This is a genomic window from Pseudomonas sp. Sample_9 (genome assembly GCF_004307535.1).
Lineage (GTDB): Bacteria > Pseudomonadota > Gammaproteobacteria > Pseudomonadales > Pseudomonadaceae > Aquipseudomonas > Aquipseudomonas mercuritolerans.
On record NZ_RAZO01000431.1, the window covers coordinates 1 to 13,963 of the forward strand.

The window sequence follows — 13,963 nt, forward strand, 5'->3', positions numbered from 1 at the left end:
CGATCGCATTGGCGAACACTGGCGTTTCATGCAGCTTGAGGCGCACATACAGGCCAACCATCACCAGCGCCGCGCTGAGCAGAAACGGTATACGCCAGCCCCAGCTGCGGAACTGTTCATCATCCAGCGTCATCGCCAGGGTCAGGAACAGACCGTTGGCCGCCAGAAAACCAATCGATGGCCCGAGCTGCGGGAACATGCCGAACCACGCGCGTTTGCCCTTCGGCGCGTTTTCCGTAGCCAGCAGCGCCGCGCCGCCCCATTCACCGCCAAGGCCCAGGCCCTGACCGAAACGCAGCACGCACAGCAGAATCGGCGCCCAGGCCCCAATGCTGTCGTAGCCCGGCAACACGCCAATCAAGGTGGTGCACACGCCCATCAACAGCAGCGAGGCGACCAGCGTCGACTTGCGCCCGATGCGGTCGCCGAAGTGGCCAAACAGTGCCGAACCCAGTGGTCGGGCGAGGAAGGCAATGCCGAAAGTGAGAAACGCCGAAAGCATCTGCGCCGTGCCGGAGGTCTGCGGAAAGAACACCGGCCCGATCACCAGCGCCGCAGCGGTGGCATAAACGTAGAAGTCGTAGAACTCGATGGCGGTGCCGATGAAGCTTGCCGTGGCGACGCGGGTGGCGGAATTGGTCGGCTGGGCAGGCGCGGTTTCGCTGTAAGCGGTATGGGTCGTCATGCGGTGATCCCTGACAGTCATGAGCTCCAGTGGAGCGAATTATTATGGTCGAACACCCAGGGATGTGGGGTAGGGCGCGAGCGCTGTTTCGAGTAGGAACAGTCGTCGGTTTGCAGCGGAAACAGTCAGGATCCGGGCAGTGCCGGGTAGGCACAGGGATCGACGGCGCTTGGGTAAGCGCCTCGATTATAGGAAGGGGGCTAACGATCAAACAAGCGCAAAAGATCGTCCGATCGCGGTCCGAGCCTTCGGCAGCTCCTGGAGATGAACGCATTCCACATGTAGGAGCTGCCGAAGGCTGCGATCTTTTGATCTTTTATCTTGCAGGCACCAGAGCAGGCACCGATGAGGTCAGCCAGATCAGCACCTTGCTCACCCGGTTCTCCTCGGTCTCGAGGATTTCCAGTCGATAACGCCCGATCTTCAGGCACACCGCGCTTTCCGGAATGGTTTCCAGCGCTTCGGTGACCAAGCCATTGAGCGTCTTCGGCCCATCGCTCGGCAGGTGCCAGCCCAGGCACTTGTTCAGGTCGCGGATCGATGCGGCGCCATCGATCACCATACGCCCGTCGGCTTGGGGATGGATGTGCGGATTGTCGAGGCTGTGCTCGCTTTCGAATTCGCCGACGATCTCTTCGAGAATGTCTTCAAGGGTGACGATGCCCAGCACTTCTCCGTACTCGTCCACGACCATGCCGAGGCGACGTTGTTGCTTGTGGAAGTTCAGCAGTTGCAGTTGCAGCGGCGTGCTTTCCGGGACGAAGTAGGGCTCGTAGCTGGCGGCCAGCAGCGCCTCGCGGGTCAATCCGCCGTTGCTGAGCAGATGGCCGATCTGGCGGGTGTTGAGCACCGCTTCGACCTGGTTGATGTCGCTGTGAAACACCGGCAGACGCGTGCGCTTGTTCTCGCGCAGTTGCTCGATGATCTCTTCGATCGAATCGTCGAGGTTGATGCCATCGACGTCACTGCGCGGCACCAGAATGTCGTTGACCGTGATGTTGTCCAGCGCATGAATGCCCGACACCGGGTGGCTGCGCACGGGATGGTCGTGATCCTCATCGTGATCGGCCGGCACCTCGTCCTCGCTCTGTTGCACCACCTGAACCTTGCGCGTAAACGGGGTCATCAGCAAGGCGCTGATTCGGCTGAACAGCCAGGCAAACGGATAGACGATTTTCATCGGCACGGTCAGCAGGGCATTGCCGAACGCCAGCACAGCGTCGGGATAGCGCCGGGCCACGGTGCGCGGGAAATAATCGGCGAACACCAGCAGGATGGCGCCGGCGCCCAGGCAGGCCGCCCACGGGCCATTTTCTTCGCAGAGAAAAATCGCCAGCAGCGTCGCGATGATCACCGCGAGAGCGCGGCACAGGGTATTGCAGAGGATCAGGCTGTCGAGCGGGAAGCTCAGCTTCGCCAGCGGTTTATCGCTGGCGCGCGAGGCGATACGTTGCGCGAGCAGGTGCTGCTGCGCGATTTCGACGGCGGTAAACAGCCCTGACCATAAAATCAGCAGGACAAATACCGCGAGCATCGGCCCTATGGGCAAACCGTCCATTTATGCCGCCCGTCAGATGTGCAGAATGTATTCACGAACCAGTTTGCTGCCGAAGTACGCCAGCATCAGCAGGCAGAAACCGGCGAGGGTCCAGCGAATCGCCTTGTGGCCACGCCAGCCCAGACGGTTGCGGCCCCACAACAGCACGCTGAAGACGATCCATGCCAGGCAGGCCAGCAGGGTCTTGTGCACCAGGTGCTGGGCGAACAGGTTCTCGACGAACAGCCAGCCGGAAATCAGCGACAGCGACAGCAGCGTCCAGCCGGCCCAGAGAAAGCCGAACAGCAGGCTTTCCATGGTTTGCAGGGGCGGGAAGTTCTTGATCAGCCCGGACGGGTGCTTGTGCTTGAGCTGATGGTCCTGAACCAGCAGCAGCAACGCCTGGAACACCGCAATGGTGAACATGCCGTAGGCGAGGATCGACAATAGGATGTGCGCGAGGATGCCCGGCTCTTCATCGATGATCTGCACCGTGCCGGTCGGCGCGAACTGCGCCAGCAATACCGTGATCGCGCCCAGCGGGAACAGCAGCACCAGCAGGTTTTCCACCGGGATCCGTGAACAGGCGAGCAGGGTCAGGGCGATTACCGCAGCAGCGATCAGACTGGACGCACTAAAAAAGTCCAGGCCAAGGCCGATCGGGGTCAATAGATGTGTAAGCAGGCTGGCGCCGTGGGCGAGCACGGCGAAGACGCCGAGGCTGACCAGCAGGCGCTTGTTCGCCTTGGCGCCGATGGCCAGACGAGTACTTTGATAGACGGTCGCAGCGGCATAGAGCAGGGCGGCGGCGAGGGTGGTCAGCAAACTGGGTGACAAGGGGAGCATAAATCCTGTTAGGCGAGCCCGAAAGGCGCTGAGTTTGGCATAGAACCGCCACGGCACGAAAGACTCCGCAAGCTGACGGCGAGGTGTCCGCCGGCCGCAGTCTTCGCTATAATCCGCGACCTGCCCACGCCGCAGGCTCGCCGAGCACATGTTGATTCCGGTCTGGGCCGCCATTATCCCGGTTCGTACAGGGCCTGAAAGGATCGCGCAATGTTTGAAAACTTAACCGACCGTCTCTCGCAGACGCTGCGCCATGTCACCGGCAAGGCGAAGCTGACCGAGGACAATATCAAAGACACCCTGCGTGAAGTGCGCATGGCGTTGCTCGAAGCTGACGTCGCGCTGCCGGTGGTCAAGGACTTCGTCAATTCGGTCAAGGAGCGCGCTGTCGGCACCGAGGTGTCGCGCAGCCTGACGCCGGGCCAGGCGTTCGTGAAGATCGTCCAGGCCGAGCTCGAAAGCCTGATGGGCGCGGCCAACGAAGACCTCAACCTGAGCGCTGTGCCGCCAGCCGTGATTCTGATGGCCGGTCTGCAGGGCGCGGGTAAAACCACCACTGCCGGCAAGCTGGCGCGCTTTCTTAAAGAGCGCAAGAAGAAGTCGGTCATGGTCGTGTCTGCGGACATCTATCGTCCGGCGGCGATCAAGCAGCTGGAAACCCTGGCCAACGACATCGGCGTGACGTTCTTCCCGTCCGACCTGAGCCAGAAGCCGGTCGACATCGCCAATGCGGCTATTAAAGAAGCCAAACTGAAATTCATCGACGTGGTCATCGTCGATACCGCCGGTCGTCTGCACATCGACGAAGAGATGATGGGCGAGATCAAGGCGCTGCACGCTGCGATCAACCCGGTCGAAACCCTGTTCGTGGTCGACGCCATGACCGGTCAGGACGCCGCCAACACGGCCAAGGCGTTCGGCGATGCGCTGCCGCTGACCGGTGTGATCCTGACCAAGGTCGACGGCGACGCCCGTGGTGGTGCCGCGCTGTCGGTGCGCGCCATCACCGGCAAGCCGATCAAGTTCATCGGTATGGGCGAGAAGAGCGAAGCGCTCGATCCGTTCCACCCTGAGCGTATCGCCTCGCGGATCCTCGGCATGGGCGACGTGCTCAGCCTGATCGAGCAGGCCGAAGCGACGCTGGACAAGGACAAGGCCGACAAACTGGCCAAGAAGCTGAAGAAGGGCAAGGGCTTCGACCTCGAAGACTTCCGCGATCAGCTGCAACAGATGAAGAACATGGGCGGCCTCGGCGGCCTCATGGACAAACTGCCGAGCATCGGCGGCGTCAACCTGTCGCAGATGGGCAATGCCCAGAACGCCGCAGAGAAGCAGTTCAAGCAGATGGAAGCCATCATCAATTCCATGACCCCGGCCGAGCGCCGCGATCCTGAGCTGATCAGCGGTTCGCGCAAGCGCCGGATCGCCATGGGTTCCGGCACGCAGGTGCAGGACATCGGCCGCTTGATCAAGCAGCACAAGCAGATGCAGAAGATGATGAAGAAATTCACCGCCAAGGGCGGTATGGCAAAAATGATGCGCGGCATGGGCGGTATGCTGCCCGGCGGCGGCATGCCGAAAATGTGAGACAGGACACCAAGACTTCGCCGGTCGTCGCACCGGCGCAGACCCTGCAAGGACGCAGGATCAACAGCAAACCCGCACTCGGCGGGAGCTGACTGGCCGTTTTTATCGACGGCTCTCTATGCAAATCTGCACGGCATGCCATGGGCGCCGGAAAAAGTCATTTGCAAAAGTCCGGATATTCCTTAGAATATGCGGCCTTTCGGGCACCCATGCCCGCTGTGCATTTAGATTTGCAGCACCGACTACAGGAACGATGTTCACATGCTAACAATCCGTCTTGCCCTTGGCGGCTCCAAAAAGCGCCCGTTTTACCACCTGACCGTAACCGACTCGCGTAACCCGCGTGACGGCTCCCACAAAGAACAGGTTGGTTTCTTCAACCCTGTTGCCCGTGGTCAGGAAATCCGTCTGTCCGTGAACCAAGAGCGCGTTGCCTACTGGCTGAGCGTTGGTGCACAACCTTCTGAGCGCGTTGCTCAGTTGTTGAAGGAATCTGCCAAGGCTGCGGCCTGAGCAATATGAACGCGACGCCAGCCCCTGCCGATGATTTGATTGTTATTGGCAAAATTTATTCTGTTCATGGCGTTCGCGGCGAAGTGAAGGTGTATTCCTTTACTGATCCGACTGAAAACCTGTTGCAGTACAAAACCTGGACGCTCAAGCGCGAAGGCAATGTCAAACAGGTCGAGCTGGTCAGTGGACGCGGGAGCGACAAGTTCCTGGTCGCCAAGCTCAAGGGTCTCGATGATCGTGAAGAAGCTCGTCTTCTGGCCGGTTATGAGATCTGCGTGCCGCGCAACCTGTTCGCTGAATTGACCGAAGGCGAGTACTACTGGTACCAGCTGGAAGGTCTGAAGGTCATCGACACCCTTGGGCAATTGCTCGGGAAAATCGATCATCTTCTGGAAACCGGCGCCAATGATGTAATGGTCGTCAAGCCTTGCGCTGGCAGCCTGGATGATCGCGAACGCCTGTTGCCCTATACGGAGCAATGCGTGTTGGCCGTCGACCTGGAAGCGGGCGAGATGAAGGTGGATTGGGACGCGGACTTCTGAACGTGGCTAACTTGCGCGTAGAAGTGATCAGTCTGTTTCCCGAGATGTTTTCCGCCATTGGCGATTACGGCATCACCAGTCGTGCGGTCAAACAGGGGCTCTTGCAGCTGACCTGTTGGAATCCGCGAGATTACACGACGGATCGGCATCACACTGTGGACGATCGCCCGTTTGGCGGTGGTCCGGGCATGGTGATGAAGATCAAGCCCCTGGAAGATGCACTGGCTCAGGCCAAAGCAGCAGCCGGGGAGGCGGCGAAGGTGATTTACCTGTCCCCCCAAGGCCGTCAACTGACTCAGTCGGCGGTACGCGAGCTGGCACAATCGGATGCATTGATCCTGATTGCCGGCCGCTACGAAGGCATTGACGAGCGCTTTATTGAGGCTCATGTCGATGAAGAGTGGTCGATTGGCGACTATGTACTGTCTGGCGGCGAGCTGCCGGCCATGGTCCTGATCGATGCGGTTACACGACTGCTGCCTGGAGCTTTAGGGCATGCGGATTCCGCTGAGGAAGATTCCTTTACGGATGGTCTGCTGGATTGCCCGCACTACACCCGCCCGGAGGTGTATGCGGATCAGCGTGTTCCCGACGTGTTGCTGAGTGGCAATCACGCGCATATCCGGCGTTGGCGTTTACAGCAGTCCCTTGGTCGGACCTATGAACGACGCGCCGATCTTCTGGAAAGCCGCTCGCTTTCTGGAGAAGAGAAGAAGCTGCTCGAGGAATACATCCGCGAGCGGGACGATAGTTAACAACGTATCGATGGTAGATCGAACGATTTACCTTAGGAGCACAGCATGACCAACAAAATCATCCTTGCACTCGAAGCAGAGCAGATGACCAAAGAAATCCCTACCTTCGCCCCAGGCGACACTATTGTCGTTCAGGTGAAAGTGAAGGAAGGCGATCGTTCCCGTCTGCAAGCGTTCGAAGGCGTTGTAATCGCCAAGCGTAACCGCGGCGTGAACAGTGCGTTCACCGTTCGTAAAATCTCCAACGGTGTTGGCGTAGAACGTACTTTCCAGACCTACTCCCCGCAGATCGACAGCATGGCTGTCAAACGTCGCGGTGACGTACGTAAAGCCAAGCTGTACTACCTGCGCGACCTGTCGGGTAAAGCAGCACGCATCAAGGAAAAACTGGCTTAAGCCCAGCTTCCGATGCAGAAAAAAGCAGCCTACGGGCTGCTTTTTTGTTGCCCGGGATTTGTGCTGCAAGGATCTTCAGTCTATCCGTGACCGAGTCGCGGCCTTCGCGAGCAGGCTCGCTCCCACCGAAGTCCGAATGTGGGGCCTGCTCGCGAATCGATCCGTCAGGCGCCGGAACCTTGCGGTTGAATCAATGCCAGCAACGTCCACCCAGCTCCCGGCTTCAACGCCGTTTCCGGTGTCACCACATGCACCCAGCAGCTGTCATCACGCATGAACAGCAGCGTTGCACGATTGCCGTGCAGCGCTTGGTAATCCTCCCAGCCGAAGCCGTCCGTCAATGTCGTGCTGTAAAGCTCCGCTCCCTGGCCCATCTGGCCGGCCAGTTTCGAATAGGTCAGTGCCTCACTGCCCAATTGATTGCCCCGGTGTTCCAGGCTCGCGCGGTGCTTGTCGCTGCGGCGGCTTTCATGGCCGCTGGCCAGGCCGAACAGGCGCTGATGACCGAAGTCATGACGAAAGCGCATCGCCGCCAATGTGTTCAGCTCGCCCGACGGTGACAGTGCCAGCAAATGCCCCAACCCCACCAGATCCAGATGCGCGTCGGCATGCTGCGACGCCGGGTTGCCGAAGTAAGTCGGCAAGCCTTCCATGCGTGCCGCGCGGATATTCTCCCAGCTCGAATCGGTCAGCAGCACGCGGCTGCCCAGCTGTTGCAGCGACTTGCCCAATTCACGGGCCGGGCCATTGGCTCCAACGATCAGAAAACCGCTCGGCGCCGGTTCGGCGACCTTTAACAGCCGTGCCAGCGGTCGCGCCGTCGCGCTTTGCAAAACCACGGTGCCGATGATCACCGCAAAGGTCAGCGGCACCAGGAGCAGGGCGCCTTCATGCCCGGATTCATCCAGGCGAATTGCGAAAATCGCCGAGACAGCCGCAGCGACGATTCCGCGCGGCGCGATCCAGCACAGCAACGCTCGTTCGCGCCAGCTCAGACTGGAACCGGCGGTGCTGAGCAAAACATTCAACGGACGGGCGATCAGCTGGATCACCAGCAGAAGAATCAACACCAGCGGCCCCAGGCCAAGCAAAGCGTTCAGATCCAGACGCGCCGCGAGCAGGATGAACAGCCCGGAAATCAGCAACACGCTGAGGTTTTCCTTGAAGTGCAGAATGTGCCGCACGTCCACGCCTTTCATGTTGGCCAGCCACATGCCCATCAGCGTCACCGCCAGGAGGCCGGACTCATGCATCACTTGGTTGGCACCGATGAAAATCGCCAGCACCGCCGCCAGCGAGGCCAGGTTGTGCAGGTATTCCGGCAGCCACTGACGCCGGATCACCGTCCCCAGCAGCCAGCCACCGACGACACCAAACACCGCGCCGCAGAGAATCACCCCGCCGAAGGTGAAGAGGCTTTGCTTGAGGCCATGACCGTCAGCGCTGGCGATGATGAAGCTGTACACCACGACCGCGAGCAGAGCGCCGATCGGATCGATGACGATGCCTTCCCAGCGCAGGATGTTGGCAATCGAAGCTTTTGGCCGCACCACCCGCAGCATCGGCACGATTACGGTCGGACCGGTGACCAGCGTCAGGCTGCCAAACAGAATCGCCAGCATCCAGTCGAAGCCCAGCAGGAAATGCGTGGCTACCGCGATGACGATCCAGGTCGAAATCGCACCGAGGGTCACCAGTCGATGAACGACGCTGCCGATCTCTTTCCATTCCGACAGGTGCAGGGTCAGGCTGCCTTCGAACAGAATCAGCGCCACTGCCAGCGACACCAGTGGCATCAGCAGCGGGCCGAACATTTCCTGCGGGTCGAGCCAACCCAGCACCGGGCCGGCCAAAATGCCGGTCAGCAGCAGAAACAGAATGGCCGGCAGCTTCAGGCGCCATGCCAGCCACTGACAACCCAGCGCCGCCGCGCCGATCCCGCCAAATGCCAAGAGAATTTGCTGCTCGTTCATTGATGCTCCCTGTTCCTTGATCTGGCTGGCTATGAAAGACTAGCGGCCATTCCCGTCGTTCACTGTCTATTTGCGCGCAGTGTGAAAAACTGCCTGCCCCGAGCACCCATGCCTGCCATCGACCATCCGCTGATTGATCAATTCCTCGACGCTTTATGGCTGGAGAAAGGCCTGTCCGACAACACCCGCGACGCCTATCGCAGCGACCTCGCGCTGTTCAACGGCTGGTTGCAGGAGAAAAATCTCGAGCTGATCAATGCCGGCCGCGAATTGATCCTCGATCACCTGGCGTGGCGGCTGGAGCAAAACTACAAGCCACGCTCGACGGCGAGATTTCTCTCCGGGGTGCGTGGCTTTTATCGCTATTTGTTGCGGGAAAAACTGATCAGCGTCGACCCGACGTTGCGCGTCGACATGCCGCAACTGGGGCGGCCGTTGCCCAAGTCGCTGTCGGAAGCCGATGTCGAGGCGCTGCTCAAGGCGCCGGACCTGAGTGACGCCATCGGCCAGCGTGACCGCGCGATGCTGGAAGTGCTGTATGCCTGTGGCCTGCGCGTGACCGAACTGATCAGCCTGACGCTGGAGCAGGTCAACCTGCGCCAGGGCGTATTGCGGGTGATGGGCAAGGGCAGCAAGGAGCGTCTGGTGCCGATGGGTGAGGAGGCGATTGTCTGGGTCGAGCGTTATATGCGTGATGGTCGTGGCGAGTTGCTCGGTGGCCGCCCCAGCGATGTACTGTTCCCCAGCCAGCGCGGCGAGCAGATGACCCGGCAGACGTTCTGGCATCGCATCAAGCATCAGGCCAAGGTCGCCGGGATCAGCAAGTCGCTGTCGCCGCACACCTTGCGTCACGCGTTTGCCACGCACCTGCTCAACCATGGCGCCGACTTGCGCGTGGTGCAGATGCTGCTCGGGCACAGCGACCTTTCCACCACCCAAATCTATACCCACGTCGCCCGCGCCCGCTTGCAGGACTTGCACGCCAAGCACCACCCACGCGGCTGACACATCCCATAATGTTGAAATACTGACCTGTGGCGAGGGGATTTATCCCCGTTCGGCTGCGCAGCAGTCGCAAACCCCGCTGGCTCGATTTTGACTGAAAGATCGCGGTGGATGGTTCAGGGCTGCTTCGCAACCCATCGGGGATAAATCCCCTCGCCACAATAATGTGTGTCAGCCACATGTAGTTGTGGGTCAGCTGTACAAGCATGAAGGTGTGTCAGTTGCACATGAGTGTGTGGCGACAGGCGCATTCGGCCCTCGTGACCTTATGTGTTAGGCTTTGCCGGTTTGCACGATGGACGGTTATGACCCGGTGTTTCGCACGGGCGTTCTGACCGTTTCATTGGCCCGCCCTCAGGAGTACTCATGCGTCTGACCCAGATTTTCGCTGCCGCCGCCATTGCGTTGGTGAGCACCTTTGCCGTCGCCGACGACGCGGCCGACAAAGCCATTCGTCAAAGCCTGGAAAAACTCGAACTCGAGGTTCCGGTCGAGAGCATCAGTGCCAGCCCGTTGCCTGGCATGTACGAAGTCAAACTCAAAGGCAGCCGCGTGCTGTACGCCAGCGCCGATGGCCAGTACATCGTGCAGGGCAACCTGTATCAGCTGGCGAATGGCAAACCGGTCAACCTGACCGAGAAGACCGAACGCCTGGGCATTTCCAAACTGATCAATGCCATCCCGGTGGCCGAAACCGTGGTCTACCCGGCCGTGGGCGAGACCAAGTCGCACATCACCGTGTTCACCGACACCACCTGTCCGTACTGCCACAAACTGCATGCGGAAGTGCCCGAGCTGAACAAGCGCGGCATTGAAGTGCGCTACGTGGCTTTTCCGCGCCAGGGCCTGAATTCGCCGGGTGACGAGCAGCTGCAAGCAGTGTGGTGCTCGAAAGACAAGAAAGCCGCGATGGACAAAATGGTCGATGGCAAGGAAATCAAGGCCGCCAAGTGCGATAACCCGGTTTCCAAGCAATTCGCCCTCGGTCAGTCGATCGGCGTGAATGGCACACCGGCCATCGTTTTGGCCGACGGCCAGGTCATTCCGGGCTACCAGCCGGCGCCACAAGTCGCCAAACTGGCGCTGGGCGCGAAGTAAATCGCATCGTCACGGGCAACCGTTGACGATCGTGGTCCGGCAGCAACAGCGCCGGGCCATCAACAGAGAGCCGCGAGCACGCGGTTGTTTTCCGGCCGACCCTGTGTCGGCCGTTTCATGGGGAGTTCACAGTGAATCCGGTCAAAGTAGGCATCTGTGGGTTAGGGACCGTCGGTGGCGGTACCTTCAACGTACTTCAGCGCAACGCCGAGGAAATTGCTCGTCGTGCCGGGCGTGGAATCGAAGTGGCACAAATTGCCACGCGCACGCCAAAGCCTCAGTTCCAGACGACCGGTATTGCGATTACCAACGATGTCTTCGAAGTGGCCACGAACCCTGAGATCGACATCGTCATAGAGCTGATGGGCGGCTACACCGTTGCCCGCGAGCTGGTACTCAAGGCCATCGAGAATGGCAAGCATGTGGTCACCGCGAACAAGGCGCTGATAGCCGTTCACGGTAATGAGATTTTTGCCAAGGCACGCGAGAAAGGCGTGATCGTGGCGTTCGAAGCAGCGGTGGCCGGTGGCATTCCGGTGATCAAGGCGATCCGCGAAGGCCTGTCCGCCAACCGCATCAACTGGGTTGCCGGGATCATCAACGGCACCGGCAACTTCATCCTCACAGAAATGCGCGAGAAGGGCCGTACGTTCGAAGACGTGCTCGCCGAAGCGCAGGCGCTGGGTTACGCCGAAGCCGATCCGACCTTCGACGTCGAAGGCATCGATGCCGCGCACAAGCTGACCATTCTGGCGTCGATTGCCTTCGGTATTCCGCTGCAATTCGACAAGGCTTACACCGAAGGCATCACCAAACTGACCACCGCCGACGTCAACTACGCCGAAGCGCTGGGCTATCGCATCAAGCACCTCGGTGTGGCGCGCAGCACTGACGCCGGCATCGAGTTGCGCGTGCACCCGACGCTGATTCCGGCCGATCGCCTGATCGCCAATGTCAACGGCGTGATGAACGCAGTGATGGTCAACGGCGACGCCGCCGGTTCGACGCTGTTCTACGGTGCCGGCGCTGGCATGGAGCCGACCGCTTCTTCGGTGATCGCCGACCTGGTCGACGTGGTTCGCGCGATGACTTCCGACCCGGAAAACCGTGTGCCGCACCTCGCCTTCCAGCCGGACTCGCTGTCGGCGCATCCGATCCTGCCGATCGAAGCCTGCGAAAGCGCTTATTACCTGCGCATTCACGCCAAGGATCATCCGGGCGTACTGGCCCAGGTGGCGAGCATCCTGTCGGAGCGCGGCATCAATATCGAATCGATCATGCAGAAGGAAGTCGAAGAGCATGACGGTCTGGTGCCGATGATCCTGCTGACCCACCGCGTGGTCGAGCAACGCATCAACGATGCGATCACCGCGCTGGAAGCACTGGCTGGCGTCGACGGCCCGGTTGTACGGATCCGTGTCGAACATTTGAACTAAAAGCAGCGGCAAGCTTCGAGCTGCAAGCGGCAAGAGAGAAGCAGTCTGGCTTTTACTTGCGACTTGCAGCTTGCAGCTTGCAGCTCAAACCGAAGGTTTGAAAAAAATGCGATATATCAGTACTCGCGGCCAGGCCCCGGCCCTGAATTTCGAAGAGGTCCTGCTGGCCGGTCTGGCGACCGATGGCGGTCTGTACGTCCCGGAAAACCTGCCACGTTTCACTCAGGAAGAAATCGCTTCCTGGGCCGGCCTGCCGTATCACGAGCTGGCCTTCCGGGTGATGCGTCCGTTCGTCACCGGCAGCATTCCCGACGCCGACTTCAAGAAGATTCTCGAAGAAACCTACGGTGTGTTCGCCCACAGCGCCGTGGCGCCACTGCGTCAGTTGAACGGTAATGAATGGGTGCTCGAGCTGTTCCACGGCCCGACCCTGGCGTTCAAGGACTTCGCCCTGCAACTGCTCGGTCGTCTGCTCGATTACGTGCTGGAAAAGCGCGGCGAGCGCGTGGTGATCGTCGGCGCCACCTCCGGCGATACCGGTTCGGCGGCCATCGAAGGCTGCAAGCACTGCGAAAACGTCGACATCTTCATCCTGCACCCGCACCAGCGTGTATCCGAAGTGCAGCGTCGGCAGATGACGACGATCTTCGGCGAGAACATCCACAACATCGCCATCGAAGGCAACTTCGATGACTGCCAGGAAATGGTCAAGAACAGCTTCGCCGACCAGAGCTTCCTCAAAGGCACGCGTCTGGTGGCGGTGAACTCGATCAACTGGGCGCGGATCATGGCCCAGATCGTCTACTACTTCCACGCGGCCCTGCAGTTGGGCGGCCCGGCGCGTTCGGTGTCGTTCTCGGTACCGACCGGCAACTTCGGCGACATCTTCGCCGGCTACCTGGCGCGCAACATGGGCCTGCCGATCAACCAGTTGATCGTAGCGACCAACCGCAACGACATCCTGCACCGCTTCATGAGCGGCAACCAGTACGTCAAGGAAACCCTGCACGCAACGCTGTCGCCGTCGATGGACATCATGGTGTCGTCGAACTTCGAGCGTCTGCTGTTCGACCTGCACGGGCGTAACGGTGCGGCGATCGCCGGCCTGATGGACTCGTTCAAAAAGGACGGCAGCTTCAGCGTTGAACAAGAGCGCTGGACCGAAGCGCGCAAACTGTTCGACTCGCTGGCCGTGGATGACGCACAAACCTGCGAAACCATCGCTGAAGTCTACGAGCAGACCGGCGAAGTGCTGGATCCGCACACCGCCATTGGCGTCAAGGCCGCGCGCGAATGCCGTCGCAGTCTGGACATTCCAATGGTGATTCTCGGCACTGCCCATCCGGTCAAGTTTCCTGAGGCAGTGGAGAAAGCAGGTGTAGGAAAAGCGCTCGAGCTACCTGCACATCTTTCTGATTTGTTTGAGCGAAACGAGCGCTGCACTGTTCTGCCAAACGATCTGAAAGCCGTGCAAGCCTTTGTCAGCCAGCATGGCAACCGCGGCAAGCCCCTTTAAGCGCGCAAAAGCTGTCACATTTTGAAGCCCGTCTCCTGACGGGCTTTTTTGTTTCTGCTGCCACACTGCTCGGG

At 60.1% G+C, this 13,963-nt stretch carries 13 protein-coding genes; 9 read left to right on the forward strand and 4 right to left on the reverse strand.

Translation table 11 applies throughout. The features are described from left to right. From D6877_RS24640 to ccsA, 3 genes are all read right to left on the reverse strand, one after another. The coding region (locus D6877_RS24640; RefSeq protein ID WP_130912384.1) for an MFS transporter at positions 1-685 on the reverse strand (685 nt) is incomplete at its 3' end. Between the two features lie 316 nt (positions 686-1,001). Beyond that, complete coding sequence (locus D6877_RS24650) at positions 1,002-2,243, reverse strand: transporter associated domain-containing protein (RefSeq protein WP_130912386.1); 1,242 nt, start codon at positions 2,241-2,243, stop codon at positions 1,002-1,004. 12 nt (positions 2,244-2,255) lie between these two features. After that, on the reverse strand, positions 2,256-3,068 hold the full coding sequence (gene ccsA / locus D6877_RS24655) for a cytochrome c biogenesis protein CcsA (protein WP_130912387.1): 813 nt from the start codon (positions 3,066-3,068) through the stop codon (positions 2,256-2,258). Positions 3,069-3,278: 210 nt separating this feature from the next. Between ccsA and ffh the strand changes: the two genes are divergently transcribed. The 5 genes from ffh (at position 3,279) to rplS (ending at position 6,861) form a co-directional block, all read left to right on the forward strand. After that, the gene (gene ffh, locus D6877_RS24660) at positions 3,279-4,655 is read left to right on the forward strand and encodes a signal recognition particle protein (RefSeq protein ID WP_007967791.1); all 1,377 of its coding nucleotides are present in this window, start codon (positions 3,279-3,281) and stop codon (positions 4,653-4,655) included. A gap of 261 nt (positions 4,656-4,916) precedes the next feature. Continuing rightward, the gene (rpsP, locus tag D6877_RS24665) at positions 4,917-5,168 is read left to right on the forward strand and encodes a 30S ribosomal protein S16 (RefSeq protein ID WP_003185073.1); all 252 of its coding nucleotides are present in this window, start codon (positions 4,917-4,919) and stop codon (positions 5,166-5,168) included. A 5-nt stretch (positions 5,169-5,173) separates the two neighbouring features. Beyond that, positions 5,174-5,710 (forward strand): ribosome maturation factor RimM, encoded by a 537-nt coding sequence (gene rimM, locus D6877_RS24670; RefSeq protein ID WP_016771538.1) that lies wholly within the window; start codon positions 5,174-5,176, stop codon positions 5,708-5,710. Positions 5,711-5,712: 2 nt separating this feature from the next. Further along, positions 5,713-6,465: a tRNA (guanosine(37)-N1)-methyltransferase TrmD gene (gene trmD / locus D6877_RS24675; protein WP_038860625.1), complete on the forward strand. Its 753-nt coding sequence runs from the start codon at positions 5,713-5,715 to the stop codon at positions 6,463-6,465. Between the two features lie 45 nt (positions 6,466-6,510). Next, positions 6,511-6,861, forward strand: a complete 351-nt coding sequence (gene rplS / locus D6877_RS24680; RefSeq protein WP_003175895.1) for a 50S ribosomal protein L19 — start codon at positions 6,511-6,513, stop codon at positions 6,859-6,861. A 164-nt stretch (positions 6,862-7,025) separates the two neighbouring features. On the opposite strand, the gene D6877_RS24685 is transcribed toward rplS, so the two are convergent. Further along, positions 7,026-8,834 carry a sodium:proton antiporter gene (locus D6877_RS24685; protein ID WP_130912388.1) on the reverse strand — a complete coding sequence of 603 codons (1,809 nt, stop codon included), beginning with the start codon at positions 8,832-8,834 and terminating at the stop codon, positions 7,026-7,028. Between the two features lie 108 nt (positions 8,835-8,942). Between D6877_RS24685 and xerD the strand changes: the two genes are divergently transcribed. From xerD to thrC, 4 genes are all read left to right on the forward strand, one after another. Then, positions 8,943-9,839, forward strand: a complete 897-nt coding sequence (xerD, locus tag D6877_RS24690) for a site-specific tyrosine recombinase XerD (protein WP_016771535.1) — start codon at positions 8,943-8,945, stop codon at positions 9,837-9,839. A gap of 366 nt (positions 9,840-10,205) precedes the next feature. Next, positions 10,206-10,937: a bifunctional protein-disulfide isomerase/oxidoreductase DsbC gene (dsbC, locus tag D6877_RS24695; protein ID WP_016771534.1), complete on the forward strand. Its 732-nt coding sequence runs from the start codon at positions 10,206-10,208 to the stop codon at positions 10,935-10,937. Positions 10,938-11,068: 131 nt separating this feature from the next. Continuing rightward, positions 11,069-12,373, forward strand: a complete 1,305-nt coding sequence (locus D6877_RS24700) for a homoserine dehydrogenase (RefSeq protein ID WP_024011722.1) — start codon at positions 11,069-11,071, stop codon at positions 12,371-12,373. Positions 12,374-12,479: 106 nt separating this feature from the next. After that, entirely contained in the window at positions 12,480-13,889 is a 1,410-nt protein-coding gene (thrC, locus tag D6877_RS24705; protein WP_130912389.1) for a threonine synthase, read from the forward strand. The last annotated feature ends 74 nt before the right edge of the window (positions 13,890-13,963 follow it).

Excerpts from the sequence above, each read along its gene's own strand:
- D6877_RS24650 (WP_130912386.1), bottom strand. The coding sequence starts at position 2,243 with ATGGACGGTTTGCCCATAGGGCCGATGCTCGCGGTATTTGTCCTGCTG.
- rpsP (WP_003185073.1), top strand. The coding sequence starts at position 4,917 with ATGCTAACAATCCGTCTTGCCCTTGGCGGCTCCAAAAAGCGCCCGTTT.
- dsbC (WP_016771534.1), top strand. The coding sequence starts at position 10,206 with ATGCGTCTGACCCAGATTTTCGCTGCCGCCGCCATTGCGTTGGTGAGC.
- thrC (WP_130912389.1), top strand. The coding sequence starts at position 12,480 with ATGCGATATATCAGTACTCGCGGCCAGGCCCCGGCCCTGAATTTCGAA.
- rimM (WP_016771538.1), top strand. The coding sequence starts at position 5,174 with ATGAACGCGACGCCAGCCCCTGCCGATGATTTGATTGTTATTGGCAAA.
- rplS (WP_003175895.1), top strand. The coding sequence starts at position 6,511 with ATGACCAACAAAATCATCCTTGCACTCGAAGCAGAGCAGATGACCAAA.
- ccsA (WP_130912387.1), bottom strand. The coding sequence starts at position 3,068 with ATGCTCCCCTTGTCACCCAGTTTGCTGACCACCCTCGCCGCCGCCCTG.
- xerD (WP_016771535.1), top strand. The coding sequence starts at position 8,943 with ATGCCTGCCATCGACCATCCGCTGATTGATCAATTCCTCGACGCTTTA.
- ffh (WP_007967791.1), top strand. The coding sequence starts at position 3,279 with ATGTTTGAAAACTTAACCGACCGTCTCTCGCAGACGCTGCGCCATGTC.
- D6877_RS24685 (WP_130912388.1), bottom strand. The coding sequence starts at position 8,834 with ATGAACGAGCAGCAAATTCTCTTGGCATTTGGCGGGATCGGCGCGGCG.